We start from the raw sequence: 26,699 nt of genomic DNA on the forward strand, positions 1-26,699 counted from the left end.
TGCTCAGAGCGGTCCGTCGATCTCGGCCTTGTACTTGCCGAGGACCATCGTGACGTCCTTCTCGTGCCCGTCGTAGATCTCCGCGGCCTGGTTGAGCTTGCCGGAGTACGCGTCCACGCCGGTCTTCAGCAGTTCGAGCAGCTCGCGCAGGTCACCGAGCTTGCTGGTGTAGGTCTGCTTCACCGCGAGGCCGATCAGGCCCCACGACTTGTCGGTCACGTCGGCCTGGTTCACCAGGTTGCCGAACTTGGCCGCCTCGTCCTTGTAGTGGCCGAGGCCGGTGGCGTAGGTCCGCAGTGCCTTGGGATCGACCGCGTGGCCGCTGCCGTCGGTGGTCATCGGTGGTCCTCCTCGTCGAACAGGTTCCGGAGGAACTGGTCCCCGGCCGAACTCCCGCCGGACGGCCGCGGACCGGCTGACGGGTCGTCCTCCTTGCGCAGCACGCTCGCCTGGTCGAAGTCCTCTTCCTCGTCCCGCGCGGGGCGGGCGGGCTCCTCCTCCGGCAGTTGTGACTTCAACTCGGCCGCCGTGGTTCCCAGCGCTTCGGCCTGCGCCTCGAAAACCTGCTCGGAGACGTCGAGGTTGAACGCCGCGCCCACGTGCGCGTCGACGATGCCCGCCTGCTGCCGGGTGGCCTCGGCGACGGCCTGGTGCAGGGTCGCCAGGATGGCGTCGGCGAGCTGCTGCGGCTGCTGGCGCATGGCGTCGGCGGTGAGCCGGATGCCCTTGACGGACCCGCTCGGGCCGGCGACCACCGTGATCGACCGGTCCGCCGAGACGGCCTGCGCTTCCAGCGCGGCCAGCTCTTCCTGCATCCCGCCGACCTGCGCGAACTTGGTTTCGGCCGCCTTGACCTTGGACTGGAACTTGTCGAACTCCGCGACCAGACGGTCCATCTCTGCGGACACGGCGCCCCCTAACTCTTCGCCCACCTGTCTTCTGATGTGCGGATTATGCCGCTTACCTCCCCTTCGCGCTGCAAGAGTGGTCAATCCGCTTCGGCTGCCGATCGAGGTCAGCGGCCTGAGTTCCCGAACTTCGGTAACGAAAAGGTCACGAACATAATGGGCAAACGGTCGGCCGAACGGCGTCATTGTGACTACTCGTGACACCGCCGAACGGCCTATCGCAGGTCGCGAATACGTACGCACCCGTTCGGCGTAACGGGGCCGCGCAAGTCAGTCCAGGTCGTGGGATATTCACCCTTTTGACGGACGTTCCATCTATTGATCACGAGATTGACAGTAAGTCCGGTTCGCAAGACTATTTCGCGCATGCCCTCTCCTGTCGCCTTGGTGTGGCGCCGGCACGTCGACCTGCGCCAGCAGGCCAGCGCGCTGTGTAGGGATTTCTGAATCAATTCCCGTCGACCGGACGCGACTCTTTCCCTTGTGCGGTAACGCTTCAAGCGTGTGCTGAGCTCCTCGGCACTCGCGAGTTCGTCGTGTCCTCTCGACATTTTCGCATTACTGAGAACAGGGAGACACAATGCGATTCAGCTCCTCCTCGGGCGCCCCGCCCCGATGGCGGAAAGCGCTGACGGGCACTCTCGCGCTGGCGCTCGCCATCGCCGCGGTGACCTACACCGGAGCCACCACCAGCGCGTACGCCGACGTCCAGGTCCTCACCGATTCGAAGGCCGGCGCCGACGGCAAGCAGTACTGGGTGCAGAACCACCTGGTCACCAAGGACCTGGCCGCGCAGTCCCGCGCGGGCGGCACCCCGAAGAAGTGGCTGCTGGTGTGGGCCGGTGACGAGAACATCGCCGACACCGTGGTCAAGGACGTCAAGAACCTGCCCGGTTCGCTCGGCGGCGGCCTGAACAAGGTGAAGAACGCGCTGCCCGGCCCGGACTTCCTCGCCGTGATCGACGCGACGCAGGGCTCGGCGACGTACGGCAAGGTCGTGAACACCGCCACTGTCGGCCCGCTGGTCGAGAACGAGCCGCACCACATGCAGTACGTGTGGCACAAGGGCGACACGATCTACGCCGGCGCGCTGTTCGCCGCGGCGACGTACGCGTTCGACGTCAGCGCGCTGCCGCAGCTGAAGCTCAAGGGCGTCAGCCTGCCGACGCAGACGCTCGGCGGCTCGGTCCCGGACGCCTACTGGGTGCTCAAGGACGGTTCGGCGTACGGCACGTACATGGGCGGCCCGGTCGTCCCGGGGCCGTACACCTACCAGGACGGCTCCACGCAGGTCGGCAACGGTTTCGCCGGCAGCCCCGGCGAGGTCGTGCACTTCGACCAGAACGCGCAGGTGCTTTCGCAGAACCCGGCGGCGACCCCGCAGGGCGACAACCCGAAGCTGTGCGACAACCTCCCGCAGCTGGGCAAACCCTCCTGCGCCAACCCGCACGGCGTCCAGGCCCGCGAGGACCTGAACACGCTCGTCACCAGTGACTACGCCGAGCCGCGCAACATCATCCTCGACCCGGTGAAGCAGCCGTCGCCGTACCTGCGGCGGCCGACCATCCGCACGTGGGACATCTCCGACCGCAACCACCCGAAGCTGAAGACGGTGTCGTATCTGCCGGACGGCCCGCGCGCAGACCCGGCCGACCCGCTGCACTCGGAAAGCCGCGCGGCCATGGAGACCACGGTGACGAACCAGCCCGGCCACAAGGGCGCGTTCGCCGAGACCATGCAGGGCGGGGCCGTGTACTACACGCCGGACATCACGGCGAAGGAGCCGCACTGGATCGAGGTGTTCGACGACGGCGCCGCGAACAAGGCGATGTACCCGCAGAACGACTCGAACGGCGCCAGCTCCAACGGCGGCTGGATCCAGACGAGCCCGGACGACAAGTACCTGTACCGCGCCATCGTCGGCCGGCAGAAGGGCACCCTCTCGGCGGACGACCCCGGCACCACCGGCGGCGTCTACGTGCTGGACATCCAGAAGCTGCTGGCCGCCGGCGACAACGTCGACGACATCAAGGGCCGCATCGACACGAAGGAGAAGGCACAGCAGGGCGGCGGGGACGACCTGCCCACCGTCGTCGGCGCCGCGCCGATCAACCCGGGCACCGCGGCGGCCGGCCCGCACTGGGGCGCGTACGACAACTTCGCGCTCGGCAGCGACGGTTTCTACCACGAAACCACGCAGCCGCAGCACCTCGCGGTGTCGAACTACTTCGTCGCCCGGTCCGGTTTGGACGGTGACCACAAGGTCAACCTGCTGAACCTCTCCCCGGACGGCAAGGTCGCGGTGGACCAGAACTTCCGTGACGAGTTCACCGGCCAGGTCGGCATCAACTTCAACCGCAAGTCCTGGCCCCACGGGGACTTCGGCAACGCGAAGCCGCACTCGGAGCTGTTCGTGGTCGCGGACCAGAACGTGAAGTGACCCATCCCGTGGCCGGCCGGCGGTAGTCCCCGGCCGGCCGGCCACGGGTTCCCCTCGCTTGTCCCGATAACCGGTACCCGGGTCCGTCGCTGTGATGCCGGGCCACTCGCCTCATCGCCCGGTTCGCTCGAACGACCGGGCACCCCATTCCCGGACTCTCCCCGGAAGGTCTCCATGGATCACCACGTCACGCCGGTGAGCACCGGTTCGTCCGGAGTGGACATAACCGCGCTCGTGCTGCGGCTCGTGCTGCTGCTGGCCACCGCGTTCCTCGCCGGCACCGGGATTCTCCGCCCGCTCGTCGGCGAGCTGCCGAGGAAGCTGTGGCTCACCGTCGGCGGTCTGGGCGCGCTGTCCGCGGTCCTCGCGGCGGTTTCGGCGGCCACGGTCGAGGTGAACCTCGCCGCCCTGATCATCCACATCCTGCTCGCGCTGGCCGTGCCGGTGCTGCTGCGGTGGCCGTCGGCGGGCCGCTGGGCGTCGCTGGCGCTGGTGGTGCTCGTGGTCCTGGAGACGTCGCTCGACGGCTCGGGCATCGACTTCGCGATCGACACCGTGTACGTCGCCGCCGCCGCGCTGTGGTTCGGCATCACGCTGCTTTCGGCGTGGGTGCCGGTGGATCAGTGGCGCGCGACGCAGTTCCGCGTCGGCCCGCTGTCCGTGACGCTCGGCGGGCTGCTGACGCTCGCGGGTGTGGTGCAGCTGGTGCTGTCCGGCGTCGGGTTCGATCGGCGGCTGTACGAGTCGCTGTTCGGCATCGCGTTGCTCGTGGTGGTCGCGCTGCCGGCCGTGGTCGCCGTGCTGTCCGGAATCCTGTTGTCCCGCAACGGTTTCACGCACGCCTACCGGTATGGCGTGATCGGCGTGGCCGCGGGTTTCGTCGCGTGGAGCGCGCTCGCGGCGGTGCCGCAGCCGCCGCCGTTGCCGATCCCGGGGGTGCCGCTGCTGGCCGACGCGACCGTCGGCGGCGGTTCGGTGCCCGTGCTGCTCAGCCCGCAGCGGCCGGGGCGCAACCTCGTGCACTTCCCGCCCAGCGCCGGTGAAGGCCTTTCCGCCGGTGCCGAGGGTGGCCTGATCTCGCCCGCCGTCGCGCGCGGCGGCGCCGAGGGCACCTGGGCGGACGTCGACCTGCCGCCCGGCCGCAGCTCATTGGTGATCAAACGCGGTGACGCCACCACCACCGTCGAGGTGGACGCCGGCACCGCGCCGGGCCCGGTCATCGGCGACGCCGACGCGCCCGAGTGCGCCTCGGCCGCGCTCGGCGGGCTGGTGGCGGAGAAGCACGACGTGCTCACGAGCTGCCCTTCCGACGCTCTTTCGCCGGAGGACAGCGGTTCGCTGGTGAAGCTCGTCGAGTTCCTGGCCGGGCGGAAGCCGTCGGCGATCACGCTGGTGGAGGACTCGTCGCCGCGCGGTGTGGCGGCCGCCCGGTTGGTGCGCGACACGGCGGCGCGTTTCGGCCTGCCCGTGCAGAAGGACGCCGGCACGGACACCGCGTTGGTGGTCGTCTCGGGCTGGTCCGACGGCTACCTGGCGATGACGCGGGCCGCCGAGTCGCAACGCCTGAAGCCGACGCACCAGTACGGCCTGTACCTCGCGCCGTGGCTGCTGAACGGCCCGATCGTGAACGCCGTGGCGAGCTCGTCGATGCCCCTGCGCTTCGACCCGCGCGACCAGCTGGCGGTGACCTACGCGGTGACGGTGGGCAACACGTTCGGCGGCGAAAGCCCCACTCTCGGCGGCTTCCGGACTTGGCTGGGCCCGCAGTGGCAGTCCGTGAACGGCGAGGTTCAGATCTTCGCCGCCGCCCAGGTCAACGCGATGCCCATGTACCCGGGCGAACCGCACGGCCCGGGCATGGAGGCCGCCCGCGACTACGCCGGCCAGTGGGTCCCGGACGGCACCATCGTGCCGGTCAGCGGGCTACTCCGGTGAGCCCCCGATCTTCCGCCCCAGCGGGCGGATTCCGCTCAACCGGGCGGAGAAGTGCCCCACCGAAGTGGCGCCGTCGAAGTGTCCGCGAAGTGTTCATCGAAGTGTCCCGAGGAGAGGAACCCATGAAACGCACCATCGCCCGTGTCCTGCTGCCGCTCGCCGCGGCGGGCGCGTTCGCCGCCCTCGCCGGGGGAGTGGCCGACGCCGCCCCCACCGCCCCCGCCGCACCGGCGCCGGGATTGCCCGCTCTGCCGAGCCTGCCGACCGGTGGCCTGCCTGCGTTGCCGACTGGCGGCCTTCCGGCCCTGCCGACTGGCGGGCTGCCCGCGTTGCCGACTGGCGGCCTTCCGGCCCTGCCGAGCCTTCCGACCGGTGGCCTCCCGGCCCTGCCGACCGGCGGTCTGCCCGCGTTGCCGACCGGTGACGGCACGGCGATCTGGGCCATCCCGGGCGTTGACCTCGGCGGGCTGCTCGGCCCGACCGTCCAGGCGCCGACCGAGCTGCTCGCGCCCGTGTTCAACCTCATCACCCCGATTTCCTGAACCAGCGAAAGGAAAATCCCATGAAGAAGACCCTCACACGGACCGTCGCGATCGTGGCGCTCGCGGGCGCCGGGGTGCTCGGCGCGTCCCTGCCGGCGCTCGCCGCGACGCAGGACCAGCCGGGCGTTGTCGTGGTCGACGAGCCCGACACCAGTGGTCTGAACAACCTGTGGACGTTCGCGCCGCTGGGCGTTCCGGTGCTCGGCCTGCTCCAGTCGGTCAACGGCGTGCCGGGCAAGCTCCTGCCGACCCCCGCCGGCGGTTACTGATCGGCGATCACCCGGTAACGGCGGCCGGTGGCTCCCGCGCGGGAGTCACCGGCCCCTCGGCGAGAGGAACGGGGAAGTGGACAGACAGATCGTCGGCCGGCTCGCGATCGCCGGCATCGCGGTGATGGCCGTCGCGGCCGTGGTGGTGATCCTCGGCTCGGGCGGCGATCCGGCGCCGGCCACGGTGGCCGTGGTGGGGGAGCCGTCGAGGCCCGCGCCACAACGCGGCCCGGACCAGACGGTGACGCGCACCCTCGCCCCGTCCACTTCGGTGGCCGCGGCCTCGAACGACTGGCCGGTCACCTACGAACTCACCGGCACGGGCACGGCCACGGTCGTCTACGACGAGAACGGCCTGGGCCTCGTGCACCAGGAGTTGTCCGTCGCGCTGCCGTGGCGCAAGGACCTGACGTGGAAGAACACGGGCGTCCCGCCGACCGTCCAGCTGATGGGCCAGGGCACGGGCGCGGTGGAGTGCCGGATCTCCATCCGCGGCGTGGTGGTGAAGACGGAGAAGTCGGCTCCCGGCGACGTCGCCTCCTGCGCCGGCCGCCTCAGCTGACTCTCGTATTTCCCGACGGCGACCGGGATTGCCGGGCCACCGCGCGATTCGTGCCCGGTCGCCCGGCAGCTCCGCCGCGGACCCGATGCGCCCGGATGAGAAGGAGACGCCCGCGGCGCATCGCGCGCCCGGCCCCAGCACAGCGCCGCAGCACAGCGCCACAGCACAGCGCCCCAGCAGCCGTGAGAAGCCAGCGCCGAAGCAGCTGGTTCAGCTCAGGTTCTTCGAGAACCAGTGCTCCGCGTACTTGTCGTCGTTGAAGGGCTCGACCTCGGTGTAGCCGGTGCGGGCGTAGAGGGCGCGGGCTTCCACGAGGTCGTCGCGGGTGTCCAGGCGCATGACGGTCGCGCCGAGGGCCCGTGCGGCGTCCTCGGCGGCCGCGACCAGGCGGGCCCCGGCGCCGTGCCCACGGTGGCCGGGGCGGACGTACATCCGCTTCAGGACGCCCAGGCCCGGCTGCCCCACCCGCGTGCCGACGCAGCCGGTCATCGTGCCGTCGGGCAGGCGCGCGATGAGGAAGGTGCCGGTGGGCGCGACCAGATCGTCGGTCGGGTCCTCCGCCAGCGCGGTGTCCACCTCCGCCTCGGTGGCCGGCCGGCCCCAGTACCGCGCGGCGATCTCGGCGATGTACTCCCGCATGATCAGCCGCGCGTCCGGATGGTCGACGGCAGTCTCGGTGATGGTCCAGCTCTCGGTCACCGTGTCATCGTCACCGGGTTGTCCACCGAAATTCACGCACCAGCACCCGCCGAGGCCCATCAAGCCGAACCACGCACCGAGGCGTTCGTCACCTAGCTCCCCCTCCCGGGGGAGGACGCCCGCCAACCCCCGGCCAAGCCCGGCCGGCGCCCCCGAATCGCACGCCGACCCCCCGCCGGCCCCACCGGACCCGCCCACGAGCTGGCCGAACTCCTCCCGTCACCGCGCCCCTCCCTCTCCTCGACGACGACGCCTCCCACGTCCGCTGCCCCCGATCGTGACCGCCCACCCCGACAGGAACGACGCGAATGGTGCGTTACGGCCATGTGTGTCACTCGAACGTGGAATGGGTACCGTGCGAGCCGCAAGGGGAAACCGAACACCAGGGGAGTGCGTCATGGACGGCAACGGAACCGAAGAGCAGAAAGACCAGCCGAAGGGGAGCCACGCCGCGCCGGAGGGGGCCGGGGTCCACCCGCTGATCGACCTCTCGCGCGACCCGCACCCGGGCAAGCCCGACCACGCCAAGCCCGACGAGGAATAGGCGCTCTTCCCGCCATGTTCTGAACTGTGGGACCACCGCGCGGCTCGGCCGCGCGAGCCCCAGCTGGGGTTACGATGGGCGGTCGCCGTCCCTTCGGACCCCCCGCCCGGACCTACTGGGAAGTGGCCGGGTATCTTTGGAGACCGTGCCCGGCAGGCGTCGGGCCGCTCCGCGTGCCGTATGGCATGAGCGGGGTGCTCGCGCACCCGGTTCACCGGCCTGGTTCACGTGGGGTTCCGACGGAAAACCCTCCGGGAAGTTACCGGTCGAGAGACCGTGACGCGGGCCGACACGCCCGACCGCGGGGGCCGGTGAAGACACGAAGAAGCAAGATCACGACAGGAAGCTGGTCCATTGCCCACGATCCAGCAGCTGGTCCGCAAGGGCCGCCAGGACAAGGCTGCCAAGCAGAAGACCGCGGCCCTCAAGGGGAGCCCGCAGCGTCGTGGCGTGTGCACTCGCGTGTACACCACGACCCCCAAGAAGCCGAACTCGGCGCTGCGCAAGGTCGCGCGTGTGAAGCTGACCAGCGGCATCGAGGTCACGGCTTACATTCCCGGTGAGGGCCACAACCTCCAGGAGCACTCGATGGTGCTCGTGCGCGGTGGCCGTGTGAAGGACCTGCCGGGTGTCCGCTACAAGATCATCCGCGGCTCGCTCGACACCCAGGGTGTCAAGAACCGTAAGCAGGCGCGCAGCCGGTACGGCGCGAAGAAGGAGAAGAGCTAATGCCCCGCAAGGGTCCGGCCCCTAAGCGGCCGCTGATCTCCGACCCCGTCTACGCCTCCCCGCTGGTCACCCAGCTGGTGAACAAGGTGCTGAAGGACGGCAAGCGTTCGCTGGCCGAGCGCATCGTGTACGGCGCCCTCGAAGGTGCCCGCGAGAAGTCCGGCACCGACCCGGTCGTCACGCTGAAGCGTGCGCTGGACAACGTGAAGCCCACCATCGAGGTGAAGAGCCGCCGTGTCGGTGGCGCCACCTACCAGGTGCCGATCGAGGTCAAGCCGAACCGCTCCACGACCCTCGCGCTCCGCTGGCTGGTCTCCTTCTCGCAGGCCCGCCGCGAGAAGACGATGATCGAGCGCCTGCAGAACGAGCTGCTCGACGCGAGCAACGGCCTCGGTGCCAGCGTCAAGCGCCGTGAAGACACGCACAAGATGGCCGAGTCGAACAAGGCCTTCGCGCACTACCGCTGGTGATTTCCGCCCGGCTGCCGATCCAAGCCATGCCGGGCCCCACGCTTGAGACAGGGGAACATTCTCGTGGCACGTGACGTGCTGACAGACCTGAACAAGGTCCGCAACATCGGGATCATGGCGCACATCGACGCCGGTAAGACCACCACCACCGAGCGGATCCTGTTCTACACCGGGGTCAACTACAAGATCGGTGAAGTCCACGACGGCGCCGCCACCATGGACTGGATGGAGGAGGAGCAGAAGCGGGGCATCACCATCACCTCGGCTGCCACCACCACCTTCTGGGACGACAACCAGATCAACATCATCGACACCCCGGGCCACGTCGACTTCACCGTCGAGGTGGAGCGCAACCTCCGGGTGCTCGACGGTGCGGTCGCCGTCTTCGACGGCAAGGAAGGCGTCGAGCCCCAGTCCGAGCAGGTCTGGCGGCAGGCGGACAAGTACGACGTCCCGCGCATCTGCTTCGTCAACAAGATGGACAAGCTCGGCGCGGACTTCTACTACACCGTGAAGACCATCGTCGACCGTCTCGGCGTCCGGCCGCTGGTCATCCAGCTGCCGATCGGTGCCGAGAACGACTTCGAGGGTGTTGTCGACCTGGTCCGCATGAAGGCGCTGACGTGGCGCGGCGAGGTCAGCAAGGGCGAGGACTACTCGGTCGAGGACATCCCGGCCGAGCTCGCCGAGCTGGCCGCGGAGTACCGCGAGAAGCTCGTGGAGACCGCCGCCGAGGCCGACGACACGCTGATGGAGAAGTTCCTCGAGGGTGAGGAGCTGACGGAGGCCGAGATCAAGTCCGGCATCCGCAAGCTCACCATCCGCCGTGAGGTCTTCCCGGTGCTGGCCGGCTCCGCGTTCAAGAACAAGGGCGTGCAGCCCATGCTCGACGCGGTCGTCGACTACCTGCCGTCGCCGCTGGACATGCCGCCGGTCGAGGGCTTCCTCGCCGACGGCGAGACCCCGGTCACCCGCAAGCCCTCGGTGGACGAGCCGTTCGCCGCGCTCGCCTTCAAGATCGCGGCGCACCCGTTCTTCGGCAAGCTGACCTACATCCGGGTGTACTCGGGCAAGGTCGCCGCCGGCGCGCAGGTCGTCAACGCGACGAAGGAGCGCAAGGAGCGCATCGGGAAGATCTTCCAGATGCACTCCAACAAGGAGAACCCGGTCGACGAGGCCCAGGTGGGCCACATCTACGCGGTCATCGGACTGAAGGACACCACCACCGGTGACACCCTGGCCGACGCGCAGAACCCGGTCGTGCTGGAGTCGATGACGTTCCCCGAGCCGGTCATCCGGGTCGCGATCGAGCCGAAGACGAAGGCCGACCAGGAGAAGCTGTCCCTGGCGATCCAGAAGCTGGCCGAAGAGGACCCCACGTTCCAGGTGAAGCTGGACGAGGAGACCGGTCAGACGATCATCGCCGGCATGGGCGAGCTGCACCTCGAGGTGCTCGTCAACCGGATGAAGTCCGACTACAAGGTCGAGGCGAACATCGGTAAGCCGCAGGTGGCCTACCGCGAGACCATCCGCAAGACGGTGGACAAGCTCGACTACGTCCACAAGAAGCAGACCGGTGGTTCCGGCCAGTTCGCGAAGGTCATCGTGAAGCTGGAGCCGCTCGAGCGCACCGACGGTGCGCTCTACGAGTTCGACAACAAGGTCTCCGGTGGCCGCGTGCCGCGGGAGTACATCCCGTCGGTCGACGCGGGCGCGCAGGACGCCATGCAGTACGGCATCCTGGCCGGCTACCCGCTCGTCGGGTTGAAGTTCACCTTGTTGGATGGTGCGTACCACGAGGTCGACTCCTCGGAAATGGCCTTCAAGGTCGCCGGTTCCATGGCGATGAAGGAAGCCGCGAGGAAGGCCAGCCCGGTCATCCTCGAGCCGATGATGGCCGTTGAGGTCACGACGCCCGAGGACTACATGGGCGACGTGATCGGCGACCTCAACTCCCGCCGTGGCCAGATCCAGGCCATGGAGGAGCGCGCCGGTACCCGTGTCGTCAAGGCACTGGTCCCGCTGTCGGAGATGTTCGGCTACGTGGGCGACCTGCGGTCTCGCACCCAGGGTCGCGCGAACTACTCCATGGTGTTCGACTCCTACGCCGAGGTTCCCGCGAACGTCGCGAAGGAAATCATCGCGAAGGCGACGGGGGAGTAGTCCCCGTTCGCTCGCGGGCATAAGGGACACTCCTGAACGTCCGCAGCACAGACGAGAACAATCGAGGGCCGGCAGCCACGCCGGCCCGCGAGCACAAAAGCGAAATCAGTCCAGGAGGACATTCCAGTGGCGAAGGCGAAGTTCGAGCGGAGCAAGCCGCACGTCAACATCGGGACCATCGGTCACGTTGACCACGGTAAGACGACTCTGACCGCGGCGATCACCAAGGTTCTGCACGACAAGTACCCGGAGCTCAACGAGTCGCGTGCGTTCGACCAGATCGACAACGCGCCCGAAGAGCGCCAGCGCGGTATTACGATCAACATCTCGCACGTCGAGTACCAGACCGAGAAGCGTCACTACGCTCACGTGGACGCCCCGGGCCACGCGGACTACATCAAGAACATGATCACCGGTGCCGCTCAGATGGACGGCGCGATCCTCGTGGTCGCGGCGACCGACGGCCCGATGCCGCAGACCCGCGAGCACGTGCTGCTCGCCCGCCAGGTCGGCGTGCCCTACATCGTGGTCGCGCTGAACAAGGCCGACATGGTCGACGACGAGGAGATCCTCGAGCTCGTCGAGCTGGAGGTCCGCGAGCTGCTGTCCTCGCAGGAGTTCCCGGGCGACGACGCGCCGGTCGTGCGCGTGTCCGGCCTCAAGGCCCTCGAGGGTGACGAGAAGTGGGCCGAGGCCGTTCTCGAGCTCATGACCGCCGTCGACGACAACGTGCCGGACCCGGTGCGTGACCTGCAGAAGCCGTTCCTCATGCCGATCGAGGACGTCTTCACGATCACCGGCCGCGGCACCGTTGTGACCGGCCGTGTCGAGCGTGGCGTGGTCAACGTCAACGAAGAGGTCGAGATCGTCGGCATCAAGGAGAAGTCGCAGAAGACGACTGTCACCGGTGTCGAGATGTTCCGCAAGCTGCTCGACTCGGGCCAGGCGGGCGACAACGTCGGCCTCCTGCTGCGCGGCATCAAGCGCGAGGACGTCGAGCGCGGCCAGGTCGTCGTGAAGCCGGGCACCACCACCCCGCACACGAGCTTCGAGGGCCGGGTCTACATCCTGTCGAAGGACGAGGGTGGCCGTCACACCCCGTTCTTCAACAACTACCGCCCGCAGTTCTACTTCCGCACCACGGACGTGACCGGCGTCGTGACCCTCCCCGAGGGCACGGAGATGGTCATGCCGGGCGACAACACCGACATCTCGGTGGAGCTGATCCAGCCGGTCGCCATGGACGAGAACCTGCGGTTCGCCATCCGTGAGGGTGGCCGGACCGTCGGCGCGGGCCAGGTCACCAAGATCAACAAGTGATTTAGACGCCCCGCCCCGGGGGCTCTACACCCCCGGGTTCGGGGCGTCAAATCACGTGTGCGACACTATTCAGGTTGCTCGTTCCGGGGCGGCCGAATCCCAGAGTTGTCCGATTGACTCAGCGGGTTCCGGCCGCCCCTGTACGAGTGGCCACGGTCCGTCCAGCTCTTCCTTCGGGGTGCGGCTAGCGGGCAAAGGCCAGGGTTGGCTTCACGCCGGCCCGCGGCCACCTCACGTTGAGGAAGACCAGGCAGGACGATCCCGCGGGATCCGTCTGTGCGTCGGGCGCGACACGCCCGACCGCGTGGACCGGGGACAGGGCCGTTGAACTGCTGAAACCGGGGCTCAGGCCCGGGTTGACCAGACAAGCGGCACGAGACGACGAAGGAACGAGCAGCCACCATGGCGGGACAGAAGATCCGCATCCGGCTCAAGGCCTACGACCACGAGGCGATCGACACCTCGGCGCGCAAGATCGTGGAGACGGTCACGCGCACCGGCGCCCGTGTTGTCGGGCCGGTGCCGCTGCCCACCGAGAAGAACGTTTACTGCGTCATCCGCTCGCCGCACAAGTACAAGGACTCGCGCGAGCACTTCGAGATGCGCACGCACAAGCGTCTGATCGACATCCTCGACCCGACGCCGAAGACGGTCGACGCGCTCATGCGCATCGACCTGCCGGCGAGCGTCGACGTCAACATCCAGTAAGCGTTGGGCGAGCGGCGGAGATAAGAGACTCATGTCTGACAGGCAGATGAAGGGCATCCTGGGCACCAAGCTCGGCATGACCCAGGTCTTCGATGAGCAGAACCGGATTGTCCCGGTCACTGTCGTCAAGGCCGGTCCGAACGTGGTGACCCAGGTTCGGACCCATGACAAGGACGGCTATGGGGCCGTGCAGCTGGCGTTCGGCGCGGTCGACCCGCGCAAGGTGAACAAGCCGCGCACCGGCCACTTCGACAAGGCGGGCGTGACCCCCCGACGGTTCCTCGCGGAGCTGCGTACCACCGATGCTGAGACTTACGAGGTCGGCCAGGAGATCACCGCTGAGGTGTTCGCCGCCGGCGTCGAGGTCGACATCACCGGTACCAGCAAGGGCAAGGGCTACGCGGGTGTCATGAAGCGCCACGGTTTCAAGGGCCAGGGCGCGAGCCACGGTGCCCAGGCCGTGCACCGCAAGCCGGGTTCCATCGGTGGCTGTGCCACCCCCGGCCGCGTCTTCAAGGGCCTGCGCATGGCGGGCCGGATGGGCAACGACCGGGTCACCACGCAGAACCTGACCGTGCACGCTGTGCGTGCCGAGGACGGCCTGCTGCTGATCAAGGGCGCGGTGCCCGGTCCCAAGGGTGGCCTGCTGTTCGTTCGCAGCGCCGCGAAGGGTGGTATCACCGAATGACAAGCGTCGAGCTGAAGACCCCGGCCGGTAAAGCCGACGGCACCGTGGACCTCCCCGAGGAGATCTTCGATGTGCAGGCCAACATCGCGCTGATGCACCAGGTGGTGGTGGCCCAGCTGGCCGCCGCTCGCCAGGGCACGCACGACACCAAGACCCGTGGCGAGGTCTCCGGTGGCGGCAAGAAGCCGTACCGGCAGAAGGGCACCGGCCGTGCCCGCCAGGGTTCGACCCGTGCGCCGCAGTTCAACGGCGGTGGCGTCGTCCACGGCCCCACGCCGCGCGACTACTCGCAGCGCACCCCGAAGAAGATGAAGGCCGCCGCTCTCCGCGGTGCCCTCTCGGACCGGGCGCGCGCCGGGCAGCTGCACGTCGTGACGGAGCTGGTCGGTGGCGAGAAGCCGTCGACCAAGGCCGCCAAGTCCGCCATCGCCGCGGTGACGCAGGCGAAGCGCGTTCTCGTGGTGCTGCACCGGGACGACGAGCTCAGCTGGGTTTCCTTGCGGAACCTGGACCAGGTCCACCTGATCTGGTCGGACCAGCTCAACACCTACGACGTGCTGGTCAACGACGACGTCGTGTTCACCAAGGCCGCGTACGACGCGTTCGTCGCCGGCCCCGTCCGGGGCAAGGGCGCGAAGGCGACCGCACGGTCGAGCGAGGTTTCGGAAGGGAGTGACGAGCAGTGAGTTCGGTCGCCATTGCCGACCCCCGCGACATCTTGCTCGCGCCGGTCATCTCCGAGAAGTCCTACGGACTGCTCGAGGATCACAAGTACACGTTCATCGTCCGTCCGGACGCCAACAAGACCCAGATCAAGATCTCGGTCGAGAAGGTGTTCGGCGTCAAGGTGGTCAGCGTCAACACGGCCAACCGTCAGGGCAAGCGGAAGCGGACTCGCGCAGGCTTCGGCAAGCGCAAGGACACCAAGCGCGCCATCGTGACTCTTTCGCCTGAGAGCAAGGCGATCGAGATCTTCGGCGGACCCACCGCGTAAAGGACTGAGCTGACATGGGCATCCGCAAGTACAAGCCGACGACCCCGGGTCGTCGCGGTTCCAGTGTCTCGGACTTCGCCGAGATCACCCGGTCCACGCCGGAGAAGTCGCTGCTGCGTCCGCTGAGCGGCTCGGGCGGTCGTAACTCGTCCGGCAAGATCACCACCCGGCACAAGGGTGGCGGCCACAAGCGCGCCTACCGCGTCATCGACTTCCGTCGTAATGACAAGGACGGCGTGCCGGCCAAGGTCGCGCACATCGAGTACGACCCCAACCGCACCGCGCGTATCGCGCTGCTGCACTACGCCGACGGCGAGAAGCGCTACATCATCGCGCCGGAGAAGCTGAAGCAGGGCGACACCGTCGAGAACGGCCCGCGCGCCGACATCAAGCCGGGCAACAACCTGCCGCTGCGCAACATCCCGGTCGGCACCGTGGTGCACGCGATCGAGCTCCGCCCCGGTGGCGGCGCGAAGATGGCGCGCTCCGCCGGCGCCAAGGTGCAGCTGGTGGCCAAGGACGGGCCTTACGCCCAGCTTCGGCTGCCGTCGGGCGAAATCCGCAACGTCGACGTGCGCAACCGCGCCACGATCGGCGAGGTGGGCAACTCCGACCACGCCAACATCAACTGGGGCAAGGCCGGGCGTAACCGCTGGCGCGGCAAGCGCCCCACCGTCCGTGGTGTCGTGATGAACCCGGTCGACCACCCGCACGGTGGCGGTGAGGGCAAGACCTCCGGTGGCCGCCACCCGGTCAACCCGAACGGCAAGCCCGAGGGTCGCACCCGCCGCCGCAAGGCGAGTGACGCCATGATCGTCCGCCGCCGGCGTACCGGCAAGAACAAGCGCTGAGCAGGGAGGTAGAAGAACATGCCACGCAGCCTTAAGAAGGGCCCCTTCGTGGACGACCACCTGCTCAAGAAGGTGGACGTTCTCAACGAGGCCAACAAGAAGACCGTGATCAAGACTTGGTCGCGTCGCTCCACGATCATCCCGGACTTCCTGGGACACACGATCGCGGTGCACGACGGCCGTAAGCACGTCCCGGTGTTCGTCACCGAGGCCATGGTGGGTCACAAGCTGGGCGAGTTCGCCCCGACGCGGACCTTCAAGGGTCACATCAAGGACGACCGCAAGTCGCGCCGCCGCTGAGCGGGCACGAGACAAGACAAGGGAAGTAGCGATGAACGCCCAGAACGACGCGACGGTCGAGGCTCTGCCTACGGCTTACGCGCGGGCTCGCTTCGTCCGGGACTCGCCGACCAAGGTGCGCCGGGTGATCGAGCTCATCAAGGGACGTAGCGCCGCCGACGCCTTGGCCGTGCTCCGGTTCGCCCCCCAGGCGGCCAGCGAGCCGGTCGCGAAGGTGCTCGCCAGTGCCGTGGCCAACGCCGAGAACAATCTTCAGCTTGACCCGGAGACGCTCTGGATCAAGAACGCGTACGCCGACGAGGGTCCGACCCTCAAGCGCATCCGTCCGCGGGCCCAGGGCCGTGCGTACCGGATCCGCAAGCGGACCAGCCACATCACCGTCGAGGTGGAGTCGCGCCCCAAGGCCGACGTGAAGAAGGCGCAGAGCAAGAAGAAGGCAGGTGGCCGGTAGTGGGCCAGAAGATCAACCCGCACGGCTTCCGCCTGGGTATCACCACGGACTGGAAGTCGCGTTGGTACGCCGACAAGCAGTACGCGGAGTACGTGGCCGAGGACGTCAAGATCCGGAAGCTGCTCGCCACCGGCATGGAGCGCGCAGGCATCTCCAAGGTCGAGATCGAGCGCACCCGTGACCGGGTCCGCGTCGACATCCACACCGCCCGGCCGGGCATCGTCATCGGCCGTCGCGGCGCGGAGGCCGACCGGATCCGTGGCGCGCTGGAGAAGCTGACCGCCAAGCAGGTGCAGCTGAACATCCTCGAGGTCAAGAACCCCGAGGCCGACGCCCAGCTCGTTGCGCAGGGTGTCGCGGAGCAGCTGTCCAACCGCGTGGCGTTCCGCCGCGCGATGCGCAAGGCGATCCAGACCTCCATGCGCTCGCCGCAGGTCAAGGGCATTCGCGTGCAGTGCGGCGGTCGTCTCGGCGGTGCCGAGATGTCCCGCTCCGAGCACTACCGCGACGGCCGGGTCCCGCTGCACACGCTGCGCGCCGACATCGACTACGGCTTCTTCGAGGCCAAGACGACGTTCGGTCGCATCGGCGTGAAGGTGTGGCTCTACAAGGGTGAGCTGGTCGGTGGCCTCAAGGCCCGCGAGGCGCGCGACGCCGCCGCGGCTGCCGAGCGGGCCCCCCGCCGCGACCGCGGTGACCGTCCGGCCCGCCCGCGTCGTTCCGGCGCGTCGGGCACGACGGCGACCTCGACCGAAGCCGCCCGGGCCGCTGCCCGGGAGGCGGAGACCACCGCCGCCGCTGCCAAGAGCGACGCCGCGACCGAGGCGGCCCCGGCTGCCGAGACCGCAGAAAAGACGGAGGGCTGAGACGTGCTCATCCCGCGCAGGGTCAAGCACCGGAAGCAGCACTCCCCGAAGCGCCACGGCGCCGCCAAGGGCGGTACGAAGGTCAGCTTCGGCGAGTTCGGCATCCAGGCGCTTGAGCACAGCTACGTGACGAACCGGCAGATCGAGTCCGCTCGTATCGCCATGACCCGTCACATCAAGCGTGGTGGCAAGGTGTGGACGACCATCTACCCGGACCGCCCGCTGACGAAGAAGCCGGCGGAGACCCGGATGGGTTCCGGTAAGGGTTCGCCCGAGTGGTGGATCGCCAACGTGAAGCCGGGTCGCGTGATGTTCGAGATCAGCTTCCCGAACGAGGAGACCGCCCGCGAGGCGCTCCGTCGCGCGATCCACAAGCTGCCCATGAAGTGCCGCATCGTGACCCGTGAAGGTGGTGAGTTCTGATGGCTAACGGAGCCGCTCAGGCATCCGAGCTTCGTGAGCTCACCGCTGAAGAGCTCGTGCTGCGTCTGAAGGAGTCCAAGGAGGAGCTGTTCAACCTCCGCTTCCAGATGGCGACCGGGCAGCTGGACAACAACCGTCGGCTGCGCACCGTCCGCACGGACATCGCGCGGATCTACACGGTCATGCGCGAGCGTGAACTCGGCCTGTCCGTCACGCCCGACGCCGAGAGTGAAGGTGCCGCATGAGCGAGCCGACGACCGAGAAGACCGTCCGCAACGACCGCAAGGTGCGCGAGGGCTACGTCGTCTCGGACAAGATGGACAAGACGATCGTGGTCGAGCTCGAGGACCGCAAGAAGCACCCGCGTTACTCGAAGGTTCTCCGCAGCACCACCAAGGTCAAGGTGCACGACGAGAACAACGAGGCGGGCCTCGGCGACCGGGTCACCCTGATGGAGACCCGTCCGCTGTCGGCAGCCAAGCGCTGGCGCCTCGTGCAGGTCGTGGAGAAGGCCAAGTAAGCAGGGCTCCTCGGAGTCCTTAGTTCCGCAAGGCTCGTGTTGTCGAAGACAGGCGAGAACCGGCGCGACATACAGGAGTTGACGTGATCCAGCAGGAGTCGCGGCTACGAGTCGCCGACAACACCGGTGCGAAGGAGATCCTTTGCATCCGGGTGCTCGGCGGTTCCGGGCGGCGCTACGCGGGCATCGGCGACATCATCGTCGCCACCGTGAAGGACGCCATCCCGGCTGCCGGGGTGAAGAAGGGCGACGTCGTCAAGGCGGTCATCGTCCGCACGGTCAAGGAGCGGCGTCGTCCGGACGGCTCCTACATCCGCTTCGACGAGAACGCCGCCGTGCTCATCAAGAGTGACAACGAGCCCCGGGGCACTCGCATCTTCGGCCCGGTGGGCCGCGAGCTGCGCGACCGAAAGTTCATGAAGATCATTTCGCTCGCGCCGGAGGTGTTGTAGAGCATGAAGGTGAAGAAGGGCGACACGGTCGTCGTCATCGCCGGCAAGGACAAGGGCGCCAAGGGCAAGGTCATCCAGGCCTACCCCGAGCGTGAGCGTGTGCTGGTCGAGGGCGTGAACCGGATCAAGAAGCACACTCGGATCACCCAGACCCAGCGTGGTGCGCAGTCCGGTGGCATCGTCACCCAGGAGGCGCCCATCCACGTGTCGAACGTGATGGTCGTGGACTCGGACGGCAAGCCGGCTCGTGTGGGCTACCGCTTCGGCGAGGACGGCAAGAAGGTCCGGGTCTCTCGCCGGAACGGTAAGGACATCTGATCATGACCACCGCAGAGAAGATGGTGCCGCGTCTGAAGACCCGGTACCGCGAAGAGATCAAGGGCGAGCTCCAGAAGGAGTTCACCATCGCCAACGTGCACCAGATTCCCGGCGTCGTGAAGGTCGTCGTGAACATGGGTGTCGGCGACGCCGCCCGCGACAGCAAGCTGATCGACGGCGCGGTCCGCGACCTCGCCGCGATCACCGGCCAGAAGCCCGAGGTCCGCAAGGCCCGCAAGTCCATCGCGCAGTTCAAGCTGCGTGAGGGCCAGCCGATCGGTGCGCGCGTCACGCTGCGCGGCGACCGGATGTGGGAGTTCCTCGACCGGCTGCTGACCATCGCGCTCCCGCGTATCCGCGACTTCCGCGGCCTCTCGGGCAAGCAGTTCGACGGCAACGGCAACTACACGTTCGGTCTCAACGAGCAGTCGATGTTCCACGAGATCAACCCCGACGACATCGACCGCCCCCGCGGCATGGACGTCACTGTCGTCACCACCGCCACCACCGACGACGAGGGCCGGGCGCTGCTGCGCAAGCTTGGCTTCCCGTTCAAGGAGAACTGAGCCGATGGCCAAGAAAGCGCTAGTCCACAAGGCCTCGAAGAAGCCGAAGTTCGCGGTGCGCGGCTACACCCGCTGCCAGCGATGCGGCCGGCCGCACTCGGTGTATCGCAAGTTCGGGCTCTGCCGGATCTGCCTCCGGGAGATGGCACACGCGGGCGAACTGCCCGGTGTCCGCAAGTCCAGCTGGTAAGGCTCGAAACTATTTCCCAGTTCGCCACAGGCCCCGCCCGCTCTGTTTCCGGGACAACCCGGACGCAGGGGGGCGGGGAACCAGGCGAGAAAGGTTGACAGGTCACCATGACGATGACCGACCCCATCGCAGACTTCTTGACTCGTCTGCGTAACGCGAACTCGGCGTACCACGACGAGGTCGTGCTTCCCCACTCGAAGATCAAGGCGAACATCGCCGAGATCCTCAAGCGCGAGGGCTACATCGCGAGCTACCGCGACGAGCCGGGCGAGAAGCACAAGAACCTCGTGGTGGAGCTGAAGTACGGCCCCAACCGTGAGCGGAGCATCGCCGGCCTCCGGCGCGTCTCCAAGCCCGGTCTGCGGGTCTACGCAAAATCGACCGAACTGCCGTCCGTTCTCGGTGGCCTCGGCGTCGCGATCATCTCGACGTCGTCCGGGCTCCAGACCGACCGGCAGGCCAAGCGCAACAGCGTGGGCGGCGAAGTCCTCGCCTACGTCTGGTAAGGAAGGGGGTACAGGCATGTCTCGTATCGGTAAGCTGCCGGTCGCCGTCCCTTCCGGGGTCGAGGTGACCATCAACGGTCAGCACATTCAGGTCAAGGGGCCCAAGGGCACCCTGGAGCACACCATCGCCGAGCCGATCATCGTCGAGCGCGATGAAGACGGCACGCTGCTGGTCAAGCGTCCGGACGACGAGCGCACGAGCCGGGCCCTGCACGGTCTCACCCGCACCCTGGTGAACAACCTTGTGGTGGGCGTGACCGCGGGCTACGAGAAGAAGCTCGAGATCCACGGCGTCGGTTACCGCGTGCAGGCCAAGGGCTCGGACCTCGAGTTCGCCCTCGGCTACAGCCACCCGGTGAAGATCGAGGCCCCGGAGGGCATCACCTTCAAGGTGGAGACCCCGACCCGGTTCTCGGTGTCCGGCATCGACAAGCAGAAGGTCGGCCAGATCTCGGCCGTCATCCGCAAGTTGCGCCGCCCCGACCCCTACAAGGGCAAGGGCCTGCGCTACGAGGGTGAGAAGATCCGCCGCAAGGTCGGAAAGACGGGTAAGTGATCATGAGCGACACGACTACGACGAAGCGCAAGCCGGTCGGCAAGGACATCTCGACCCGCCGCCGCGTCGCCAAGACCCGTCGGCACTTCCGCCTCCGCAAGAAGGTCAACGGCACCCCGGCGCGTCCGCGCTTGGTCGTCAAGCGCTCCTCGCGGCACATCGCCGTGCAGGTGATCGACGACCTCGCCGGCCACACCCTGGCGTCGGCGTCCACCCTCGAGGCGGACGTGCGGGCGACCGACGGCGACAAGAAGGCCAAGGCCGCCAAGGTCGGCCAGCTGGTCGCCGCCCGGGCCAAGGACGCCGGCATCTCGGCTGTGGTGTTCGACCGTGGCGGCAACGCCTACCACGGCCGCATCGCCGCGCTCGCCGACGCCGCGCGTGAGGCGGGGTTGGAGTTCTGATGCACATGCTCGTTAATGGAAGGAAAGCCTGATGCCGGGACGTACACGGCAATTCGGCGGCGGACAGGGCGGACCGGGCGGTCAGGGCGGCAACGACCGCAATGACCGTCGCGGTGGCGGCCGGGACCGGCGCGACAGTGGCCGTGGCGGGGCCGGCCAGGACAAGACCCCGCACCTCGAGAAGGTCGTGACGATCAACCGCGTCGCCAAGGTCGTCAAGGGTGGTCGTCGCTTCAGCTTCACCGCCCTCGTCGTCGTCGGTGACGGCGACGGTCAGGTCGGCGTCGGCTACGGCAAGGCCAAGGAAGTTCCCGCGGCCATCGCCAAGGGCGTCGAGGAAGCGAAGAAGAACTTCTTCCGCGTGCCTCGCGTCGCCGGCACCATTCCCCACCCGATCCAGGGTGAGGCGTCCGCCGGGGTCGTGCTGCTCCGTCCGGCGTCCGCCGGTACCGGCGTCATCGCCGGTGGCCCGGTGCGCGCGGTGCTGGAGTGCGCGGGCGTCCACGACGTGCTGTCGAAGTCGCTCGGCTCCGACAACGCGATCAACATCGTGCACGCGACCGTGGCGGCCCTCAAGGGCCTGCAGCGTCCCGAAGAGGTCGCGGCCCGCCGTGGCCTGCCGCTCGAGGACGTCGCCCCGGCTCGGATGCTGCGCCAGCGCGCGGGCCAGGGGGTCTGACATGGCTCAGCTGAAGGTCACCCAGATCAAGAGCAAGATCGGCACGAAGCACGCTCACCGCGAATCGCTGCGCACCCTCGGGCTGCGCAAGATCCGCCAGTCGACTGTGCGTGAAGACACCCCCGAGGTGCGCGGCCTGATCCGGGCCGTCCGCCACCTCGTGGTGGTCGAGGAGGTCCAGTCATGACCGCCATCAAGATCCACCACCTCCGTCCCGCCCCCGGCGCGAAGCGCGAGAAGATGCGCGTCGGCCGTGGTGAGGGCTCGAAGGGCAAGACCGCCGGTCGCGGTACCAAGGGCACCAAGGCCCGGAAGAACGTGCCGGCCGGCTTCGAGGGTGGGCAGATGCCCATCCACATGCGGCTGCCGAAGCTGCGTGGCTTCAAGAACCGTTTCCGCACCGAGTACCAGCCGGTGAACGTGGGCGACATCGCCCGCGTCTTCCCGGACGGTGGCAAGGTCGGCGTCGAGGAGCTCGTCGCGGGCGGCCTCGTCCGCAAGGGCCAGCTCGTCAAGGTCCTCGGCAACGGCGACCTGAACGGCGTGAAGCTCGACCTCACGGCCGACGGTTTCTCCGGCTCCGCCAAGGAGAAGCTCGAAGCTGCCGGTGGCACCGCCACCACCAACTGAAGCAGCTCCAGTACGACCGAGGGCCCGTCCGGCATCCGCCGGGCGGGCCCTCGTCGTATCCAGGGCTGTTCGTTATCAGCGAAAACGCTTGGGGCAGCGGCAAAGCAGGTCCGAAAAACGACCTCCGGCGGGGGCCGAACAGGTGATCATCACTGCCCGCGAACGGCCCAACCTGCGGCTGTGCGGAAGGGCCCGCGCGGGGGCTGAGACGGAAAACGCACACACACTGCGGACACGCCGTGTGAAGCTGTTAGAGTCGGCGACGCGCTTCGGGACCAGTGTGCCCTGAGGCGTTCCTGGCTTTACGCCAGTGAGCTGTGTTCCCGCCGGTCCTGTGCCGGCCAAGCCGATCGTCGGTAGGACAGCCGACGACGCCGAGGAGGTCCCCCGCGTGCTCAGCGCCTTCCGCTCGGCTCTCGCGACGCCGGATCTACGCAAGAAGATCCTGTTCACGCTAGCCATCGTCGCGGTCTACCGGATCGGTGCCGCCATTCCGGCACCCGGGATCTCGTTCTCCGCAGTCCAGGCCTGTAGCTCTCAGGCGGACCAGCAAGGCGTCTACCAGCTGCTGAACCTGTTCAGTGGCGGGGCGCTGCTCCAGCTGTCGCTGTTCTCGACCGGCATCATGCCGTACATCACGGCGAGCATCATCATCCAGCTCCTCACCGTGGTCATCCCGCGGTTCGAGGAGCTGAAGAAGGAAGGCCAGTCCGGCCAGAACAAGCTGACGCAGTACACCCGGTACCTGACGATCGCGCTGGCGATCCTGCAGGCCACCGGCGTCGTCGCGCTGGCCGACCGCGGCACCCTGTTCCAGGGCTGCCAGCAGCAGATCATCCCGGACAACAGCGTCTACTCGCTGGCGATCATCGTCTGCACGATGACCGCGGGCACCGCCGTGATGATGTGGCTGGGCGAGCTGATCACCGAGCGCGGCGTCGGCAACGGCATGTCCGTGCTGATCTTCCTGAACATCGCGGCCCGCATCCCGTCCGAGGGCGCCAACATCCTGAGCAACGGCGGCGGCGTCGCCCTGGTCATGATCTGCATCTTCGGCCTGGTGATCATCGCCAGCGTCATCTTCGTGGAACAGGGCCAGCGCCGGATCCCGGTGCAGTACGCCAAGCGCATGGTCGGCCGCCGGATGTACGGCGGGACCTCGACCTACCTGCCGATCAAGGTGAACCAGGCCGGCGTCATCCCGGTCATCTTCGCCTCGTCGCTGCTCTACCTGCCGCAGCTGCTCAGCCAGCTCATCGGCGACCCGAACAGCAACTCCGGCTGGCAGTCCTTCATCCAGAACTTCGTGGTCAACCAGAGCAGCTGGGTGCACGTCCTGCTCTACTTCGCGCTGATCATCTTCTTCACGTACTTCTACATCACGATCACGTTCAACGTGGACGAGCGTGCGGACGAGATGAAGAAGTTCGGCGGCTTCATCCCTGGCATCCGTCCCGGGCGTCCCACCGCGGAATACCTGAGCTACGTCCTCGGCCGGATCACCCTGCCGGGCTCGCTCTACCTGGGCATCATCGCGATCCTCCCGAACTTCTTCCTGTCCCTCACCGGCAGCGGGAACAATCAGAACTTCCCGTTCGGTGGCACGGCTGTGCTGATCATGGTGGGTGTCGGCCTCGACACCGTGAAGCAGATCGAAAGCCAGCTGATGCAGCGCAACTACGAAGGGTTCTTGAAGTGACGCGCCTGGTTCTCGTGGGCCCGCCCGGAGCGGGCAAAGGTACACAAGCCCTCGCCCTGTCCGAGCAGCTGCGGATCCCGCACATCTCGACCGGCGACCTGTTCCGCGCGCACGTCGGCCAGGAGACCCCGCTCGGCCAGGAGGCCAAGCGGTACCTGGACTCCGGCGAGCTGGTGCCGGACTCGGTGACGAACGAAATGGTGCGCGAGCGCCTGGCCGAGCCGGACGCCAAGGTCGGCTTCCTGCTCGACGGCTTCCCCCGCAATACCAAGCAGGCCGACGTGCTCGGCGACATCCTCGGCGAGTCGGACCTCAAGCTCGACGCCGTGATCCAGCTGCAGGTGTCGGAGGACGTCGTGGTGGGCCGGCTGATGGCCCGCGGCCGCGCGGACGACACCGAGGACGTGATCCGCCGCCGTCAGCAGATCTACGTGTCGGAGACGGCGCCGCTGCTGGAGTACTACGCCGGCATCCTGATCACTGTCGACGGGGTCGGCGACGTCGGCGAGATCTCGGACCGCGTGCTGAAAGCGCTGCGCGACCGCACGTGAATCTCGGAGGGTTGCGTGTTCTGCAAGTGCTCCGCCGTGGGCGCATGATCGAGGTCAAGACGCCGGGCGAGCTGCAGGCGATGCGGGCGGCCGGGCTGGTCGTCGCGAGGACGCTGGCCGCCGTCCGTGCCAAGGCACGGGCCGGGGTCAGCACCGCCGAGCTCGACGAGCTGGCCGAGCAGACCATCCGTGACGCGGGTGCCGTGCCGTCCTTCAAGGGCTACCACGGTTTCCCGGCGTCCATCTGCGCGTCGGTGAACGAGCAGATCGTGCACGGCATCCCGTCGAAGACACAGGTGCTCGCCGAGGGCGACCTGATCTCCGTGGACTGCGGCGCGATCCTCGAAGGCTGGCACGGCGACTCCGCCGTGACGCTGGCCATCGGCGACGTCGACGAGAAGGACCTCGCGCTGTCCGCGTCCACCGAGAAGGCCATGTGGGCCGGCATCGAGGCCGTCCGGGCGGGCGCCCGGCTCACCGACATCTCGTTCGCGGTGCAGACCGCGGCCGAGAAGGCGGGCCGCGACCACGGCCTCGAGTACGGGCAGATCGTCGAGTACGGCGGCCACGGCATCGGCCGCCAGATGCACATGGACCCGTTCCTGCCGAACGTCGGCAAGCCCGGCAAGGGCCCGCGGCTCAAGGTCGGCATGGCGCTCGCGATCGAGCCCATGCTCACCGGCGGCAGCGGCGAGACGGTGGAGCTCGAGGACGGCTGGACCGTGGTCACCGCGGACGGCTCCCGTGCCGCGCACTGGGAGCACACCGTGGCCATCACCGACGACGGCCCCTGGGTGCTCACCCTCCCCGAAGAGGACTGACCCGGCCGCCGGTCCTCGTGGGCCGCCCGCGCCGGTGAGAACCGGCCCCCGCCGCTCACGAGCGCCGGGCGGGCTTGCTCCGAACGGGCGATTTCGTTCACCTGACCAGATGTTTCCCCAGGTCGAGCCGTTTTCCGGCATACTGGAGCCGAGGCGCACCGGCGTCGACTTGTAGCACAGTTACCCCCCGTTTGGGGCCGCGACACGTGTTGCGTACACTGTCAAGTCGGCGTACTCATCGCGCCGGTTCCAGCGCGCTCGTGAATCTTGCGGTCAATGGAGTCGGGGTGCAGTGTGCCGGAGCACCACCCAGGTAAGCAAGGACTCGAGCTCAACCGATCACGCTGTGTGCATCAAGCGTGCATTCAGGGATTGCGGAGGACATGGCTAAGAAAGACGGGGCCATCGAGGTCGAAGGCCGCGTAGTCGAGCCGCTCCCCAACGCGATGTTCCGCGTCGAGTTGGAGAACGGCCACAAGGTTCTTGCCCACATCAGCGGCAAGATGCGGCAGCACTACATCCGCATCCTGCCCGAGGACAGGGTTGTCGTGGAGCTCTCGCCCTACGACTTGTCTCGTGGTCGCATCGTCTACCGCTACAAGTGATCACGAAGAGCTGAGAAGAAGCAGGAGAGCAGGAGACGTGAAGGTCCAGCCGAGCGTCAAGAAGATCTGCGACAAGTGCAAGGTGATCCGCCGTCACGGCCGGATCATGGTGATCTGCGAGAACCTGCGTCACAAGCAGCGTCAGGGCTGACCACAGCACTCACGACCAGAGTGGCTTGACGGCTACACACCCTCCCCGCACCTGCCGGGCCGCGCGAGCGGTCCGGTTCACCCCCGGACTTCAGGCCGGGGCCGGGACACCCGAGGCGCAAGCTCCGGGCACGACAGGCGAGTCGGTTCCGGAACCGGACGGGGAGAAGACCTGAAGACGAAACCGAAG

The 26,699-nt window shown here is 67.8% G+C and carries 39 protein-coding genes; 36 read left to right on the forward strand and 3 right to left on the reverse strand.

Features of this window, described 5'->3' with window-relative positions; translation table 11 throughout:
* Positions 1-3 precede the first annotated feature (3 nt).
* Together OG943_RS40495 and OG943_RS40500 are read right to left on the reverse strand one after the other, a co-directional pair.
* Complete coding sequence (locus OG943_RS40495; protein ID WP_328606184.1) at positions 4-339, reverse strand: type VII secretion target; 336 nt, start codon at positions 337-339, stop codon at positions 4-6.
* Positions 336-908 carry a YbaB/EbfC family nucleoid-associated protein gene (locus OG943_RS40500; protein WP_328606185.1) on the reverse strand — a complete coding sequence of 191 codons (573 nt, stop codon included), beginning with the start codon at positions 906-908 and terminating at the stop codon, positions 336-338. Before OG943_RS40500 ends, OG943_RS40495 begins: the two co-directional genes overlap by 4 nt.
* A gap of 580 nt (positions 909-1,488) precedes the next feature.
* On the opposite strand from OG943_RS40500, the gene OG943_RS40505 reads away from it, so the two are divergent.
* The 5 genes from OG943_RS40505 to OG943_RS40525 all read left to right on the forward strand — a co-directional run bounded on the left by OG943_RS40505 (position 1,489) and on the right by OG943_RS40525 (position 6,656).
* The gene (locus OG943_RS40505; protein WP_328606186.1) at positions 1,489-3,348 is read left to right on the forward strand and encodes a hypothetical protein; all 1,860 of its coding nucleotides are present in this window, start codon (positions 1,489-1,491) and stop codon (positions 3,346-3,348) included.
* Positions 3,349-3,522: 174 nt separating this feature from the next.
* Positions 3,523-5,283 carry a hypothetical protein gene (locus OG943_RS40510; RefSeq protein ID WP_328606187.1) on the forward strand — a complete coding sequence of 587 codons (1,761 nt, stop codon included), beginning with the start codon at positions 3,523-3,525 and terminating at the stop codon, positions 5,281-5,283.
* Between the two features lie 122 nt (positions 5,284-5,405).
* The gene (locus OG943_RS40515; protein WP_328606188.1) at positions 5,406-5,825 is read left to right on the forward strand and encodes a hypothetical protein; all 420 of its coding nucleotides are present in this window, start codon (positions 5,406-5,408) and stop codon (positions 5,823-5,825) included.
* A 20-nt stretch (positions 5,826-5,845) separates the two neighbouring features.
* Positions 5,846-6,094, forward strand: coding sequence for a hypothetical protein (locus tag OG943_RS40520; RefSeq protein WP_328606189.1), 249 nt, complete (start codon positions 5,846-5,848; stop codon positions 6,092-6,094).
* A gap of 76 nt (positions 6,095-6,170) precedes the next feature.
* The gene (locus OG943_RS40525; RefSeq protein ID WP_328606190.1) at positions 6,171-6,656 is read left to right on the forward strand and encodes an MmpS family transport accessory protein; all 486 of its coding nucleotides are present in this window, start codon (positions 6,171-6,173) and stop codon (positions 6,654-6,656) included.
* Between the two features lie 210 nt (positions 6,657-6,866).
* Here OG943_RS40525 and OG943_RS40530 read toward each other — a convergent pair whose 3' ends face one another.
* The gene (locus tag OG943_RS40530) at positions 6,867-7,355 is read right to left on the reverse strand and encodes a GNAT family N-acetyltransferase (protein ID WP_442874636.1); all 489 of its coding nucleotides are present in this window, start codon (positions 7,353-7,355) and stop codon (positions 6,867-6,869) included.
* Between the two features lie 397 nt (positions 7,356-7,752).
* Here OG943_RS40530 and OG943_RS40535 point away from each other — a divergent pair, with 397 nt between their 5' ends.
* From OG943_RS40535 to rpmJ, 31 genes are all read left to right on the forward strand, one after another.
* Positions 7,753-7,899: a hypothetical protein gene (locus tag OG943_RS40535; RefSeq protein WP_328606191.1), complete on the forward strand. Its 147-nt coding sequence runs from the start codon at positions 7,753-7,755 to the stop codon at positions 7,897-7,899.
* Positions 7,900-8,253: 354 nt separating this feature from the next.
* Positions 8,254-8,628: a 30S ribosomal protein S12 gene (gene rpsL, locus OG943_RS40540; RefSeq protein WP_003102113.1), complete on the forward strand. Its 375-nt coding sequence runs from the start codon at positions 8,254-8,256 to the stop codon at positions 8,626-8,628.
* Complete coding sequence (gene rpsG, locus OG943_RS40545) at positions 8,628-9,098, forward strand: 30S ribosomal protein S7 (RefSeq protein WP_091618491.1); 471 nt, start codon at positions 8,628-8,630, stop codon at positions 9,096-9,098. Before rpsL ends, rpsG begins: the two co-directional genes overlap by 1 nt.
* Before the next feature lie 63 nt (positions 9,099-9,161).
* Positions 9,162-11,261 carry an elongation factor G gene (gene fusA, locus OG943_RS40550; RefSeq protein ID WP_328606192.1) on the forward strand — a complete coding sequence of 700 codons (2,100 nt, stop codon included), beginning with the start codon at positions 9,162-9,164 and terminating at the stop codon, positions 11,259-11,261.
* 126 nt (positions 11,262-11,387) lie between these two features.
* Positions 11,388-12,581 carry an elongation factor Tu gene (gene tuf, locus OG943_RS40555; protein WP_328606193.1) on the forward strand — a complete coding sequence of 398 codons (1,194 nt, stop codon included), beginning with the start codon at positions 11,388-11,390 and terminating at the stop codon, positions 12,579-12,581.
* 402 nt (positions 12,582-12,983) lie between these two features.
* Positions 12,984-13,289: a 30S ribosomal protein S10 gene (rpsJ, locus tag OG943_RS40560; protein ID WP_003102098.1), complete on the forward strand. Its 306-nt coding sequence runs from the start codon at positions 12,984-12,986 to the stop codon at positions 13,287-13,289.
* Positions 13,290-13,320: 31 nt separating this feature from the next.
* Entirely contained in the window at positions 13,321-13,977 is a 657-nt protein-coding gene (gene rplC / locus OG943_RS40565; protein ID WP_328606194.1) for a 50S ribosomal protein L3, read from the forward strand.
* The gene (gene rplD / locus OG943_RS40570; protein WP_328606195.1) at positions 13,974-14,663 is read left to right on the forward strand and encodes a 50S ribosomal protein L4; all 690 of its coding nucleotides are present in this window, start codon (positions 13,974-13,976) and stop codon (positions 14,661-14,663) included. The genes rplC and rplD overlap by 4 nt, the downstream gene beginning before the upstream one ends.
* Complete coding sequence (rplW, locus tag OG943_RS40575; RefSeq protein ID WP_328606196.1) at positions 14,660-14,971, forward strand: 50S ribosomal protein L23; 312 nt, start codon at positions 14,660-14,662, stop codon at positions 14,969-14,971. Before rplD ends, rplW begins: the two co-directional genes overlap by 4 nt.
* A 14-nt stretch (positions 14,972-14,985) precedes the next feature.
* Entirely contained in the window at positions 14,986-15,822 is an 837-nt protein-coding gene (gene rplB, locus OG943_RS40580) for a 50S ribosomal protein L2 (protein WP_328606197.1), read from the forward strand.
* Between the two features lie 18 nt (positions 15,823-15,840).
* Positions 15,841-16,122 (forward strand): 30S ribosomal protein S19, encoded by a 282-nt coding sequence (gene rpsS / locus OG943_RS40585; protein WP_091618498.1) that lies wholly within the window; start codon positions 15,841-15,843, stop codon positions 16,120-16,122.
* A 31-nt stretch (positions 16,123-16,153) separates the two neighbouring features.
* Entirely contained in the window at positions 16,154-16,573 is a 420-nt protein-coding gene (gene rplV / locus OG943_RS40590; RefSeq protein ID WP_091618499.1) for a 50S ribosomal protein L22, read from the forward strand.
* Positions 16,573-17,439: a 30S ribosomal protein S3 gene (gene rpsC, locus OG943_RS40595; protein WP_328606198.1), complete on the forward strand. Its 867-nt coding sequence runs from the start codon at positions 16,573-16,575 to the stop codon at positions 17,437-17,439. The genes rplV and rpsC overlap by 1 nt, the downstream gene beginning before the upstream one ends.
* Positions 17,440-17,442: 3 nt before the next feature.
* Positions 17,443-17,862, forward strand: coding sequence for a 50S ribosomal protein L16 (gene rplP, locus OG943_RS40600; protein ID WP_091618501.1), 420 nt, complete (start codon positions 17,443-17,445; stop codon positions 17,860-17,862).
* Positions 17,862-18,107 carry a 50S ribosomal protein L29 gene (rpmC, locus tag OG943_RS40605; protein WP_328606199.1) on the forward strand — a complete coding sequence of 82 codons (246 nt, stop codon included), beginning with the start codon at positions 17,862-17,864 and terminating at the stop codon, positions 18,105-18,107. The genes rplP and rpmC overlap by 1 nt, the downstream gene beginning before the upstream one ends.
* Complete coding sequence (gene rpsQ, locus OG943_RS40610) at positions 18,104-18,382, forward strand: 30S ribosomal protein S17 (RefSeq protein ID WP_091618503.1); 279 nt, start codon at positions 18,104-18,106, stop codon at positions 18,380-18,382. The genes rpmC and rpsQ overlap by 4 nt, the downstream gene beginning before the upstream one ends.
* A gap of 83 nt (positions 18,383-18,465) precedes the next feature.
* On the forward strand, positions 18,466-18,834 hold the full coding sequence (gene rplN / locus OG943_RS40615; RefSeq protein ID WP_091618504.1) for a 50S ribosomal protein L14: 369 nt from the start codon (positions 18,466-18,468) through the stop codon (positions 18,832-18,834).
* Positions 18,835-18,837: 3 nt separating this feature from the next.
* Positions 18,838-19,152, forward strand: a complete 315-nt coding sequence (gene rplX / locus OG943_RS40620) for a 50S ribosomal protein L24 (protein WP_091618505.1) — start codon at positions 18,838-18,840, stop codon at positions 19,150-19,152.
* Between the two features lie 2 nt (positions 19,153-19,154).
* Positions 19,155-19,718: a 50S ribosomal protein L5 gene (rplE, locus tag OG943_RS40625; RefSeq protein ID WP_328606200.1), complete on the forward strand. Its 564-nt coding sequence runs from the start codon at positions 19,155-19,157 to the stop codon at positions 19,716-19,718.
* Positions 19,719-19,722: 4 nt separating this feature from the next.
* On the forward strand, positions 19,723-19,908 hold the full coding sequence (locus OG943_RS40630) for a type Z 30S ribosomal protein S14 (RefSeq protein ID WP_328606201.1): 186 nt from the start codon (positions 19,723-19,725) through the stop codon (positions 19,906-19,908).
* 107 nt (positions 19,909-20,015) lie between these two features.
* A complete protein-coding gene (rpsH, locus tag OG943_RS40635) occupies positions 20,016-20,414 on the forward strand; it encodes a 30S ribosomal protein S8 (protein ID WP_076163008.1) in 399 nt (132 codons plus the stop codon).
* Positions 20,415-20,430: 16 nt separating this feature from the next.
* Positions 20,431-20,970: a 50S ribosomal protein L6 gene (gene rplF, locus OG943_RS40640; protein ID WP_328606202.1), complete on the forward strand. Its 540-nt coding sequence runs from the start codon at positions 20,431-20,433 to the stop codon at positions 20,968-20,970.
* 2 nt (positions 20,971-20,972) lie between these two features.
* On the forward strand, positions 20,973-21,374 hold the full coding sequence (gene rplR / locus OG943_RS40645; RefSeq protein WP_328606203.1) for a 50S ribosomal protein L18: 402 nt from the start codon (positions 20,973-20,975) through the stop codon (positions 21,372-21,374).
* A 31-nt stretch (positions 21,375-21,405) separates the two neighbouring features.
* Positions 21,406-22,053, forward strand: coding sequence for a 30S ribosomal protein S5 (rpsE, locus tag OG943_RS40650; protein WP_091618516.1), 648 nt, complete (start codon positions 21,406-21,408; stop codon positions 22,051-22,053).
* Between the two features lies 1 nt (position 22,054).
* On the forward strand, positions 22,055-22,240 hold the full coding sequence (rpmD, locus tag OG943_RS40655; protein WP_328606204.1) for a 50S ribosomal protein L30: 186 nt from the start codon (positions 22,055-22,057) through the stop codon (positions 22,238-22,240).
* Positions 22,237-22,683 (forward strand): 50S ribosomal protein L15, encoded by a 447-nt coding sequence (rplO, locus tag OG943_RS40660; protein ID WP_328606205.1) that lies wholly within the window; start codon positions 22,237-22,239, stop codon positions 22,681-22,683. The genes rpmD and rplO overlap by 4 nt, the downstream gene beginning before the upstream one ends.
* A gap of 391 nt (positions 22,684-23,074) precedes the next feature.
* Complete coding sequence (gene secY, locus OG943_RS40665; protein WP_091618625.1) at positions 23,075-24,382, forward strand: preprotein translocase subunit SecY; 1,308 nt, start codon at positions 23,075-23,077, stop codon at positions 24,380-24,382.
* Positions 24,379-24,933 (forward strand): adenylate kinase, encoded by a 555-nt coding sequence (locus tag OG943_RS40670; RefSeq protein ID WP_328606206.1) that lies wholly within the window; start codon positions 24,379-24,381, stop codon positions 24,931-24,933. The genes secY and OG943_RS40670 overlap by 4 nt, the downstream gene beginning before the upstream one ends.
* 44 nt (positions 24,934-24,977) lie before the next feature.
* Positions 24,978-25,754 carry a type I methionyl aminopeptidase gene (gene map / locus OG943_RS40675; protein ID WP_328612285.1) on the forward strand — a complete coding sequence of 259 codons (777 nt, stop codon included), beginning with the start codon at positions 24,978-24,980 and terminating at the stop codon, positions 25,752-25,754.
* A gap of 383 nt (positions 25,755-26,137) precedes the next feature.
* The gene (gene infA, locus OG943_RS40680; protein ID WP_004558881.1) at positions 26,138-26,359 is read left to right on the forward strand and encodes a translation initiation factor IF-1; all 222 of its coding nucleotides are present in this window, start codon (positions 26,138-26,140) and stop codon (positions 26,357-26,359) included.
* 37 nt (positions 26,360-26,396) lie between these two features.
* Positions 26,397-26,510 (forward strand): 50S ribosomal protein L36, encoded by a 114-nt coding sequence (gene rpmJ / locus OG943_RS40685; RefSeq protein WP_004558882.1) that lies wholly within the window; start codon positions 26,397-26,399, stop codon positions 26,508-26,510.
* Positions 26,511-26,699 lie beyond the last annotated feature (189 nt).

This window comes from Amycolatopsis sp. NBC_00345 (assembly GCF_036116635.1).
Lineage (GTDB): Bacteria > Actinomycetota > Actinomycetes > Mycobacteriales > Pseudonocardiaceae > Amycolatopsis.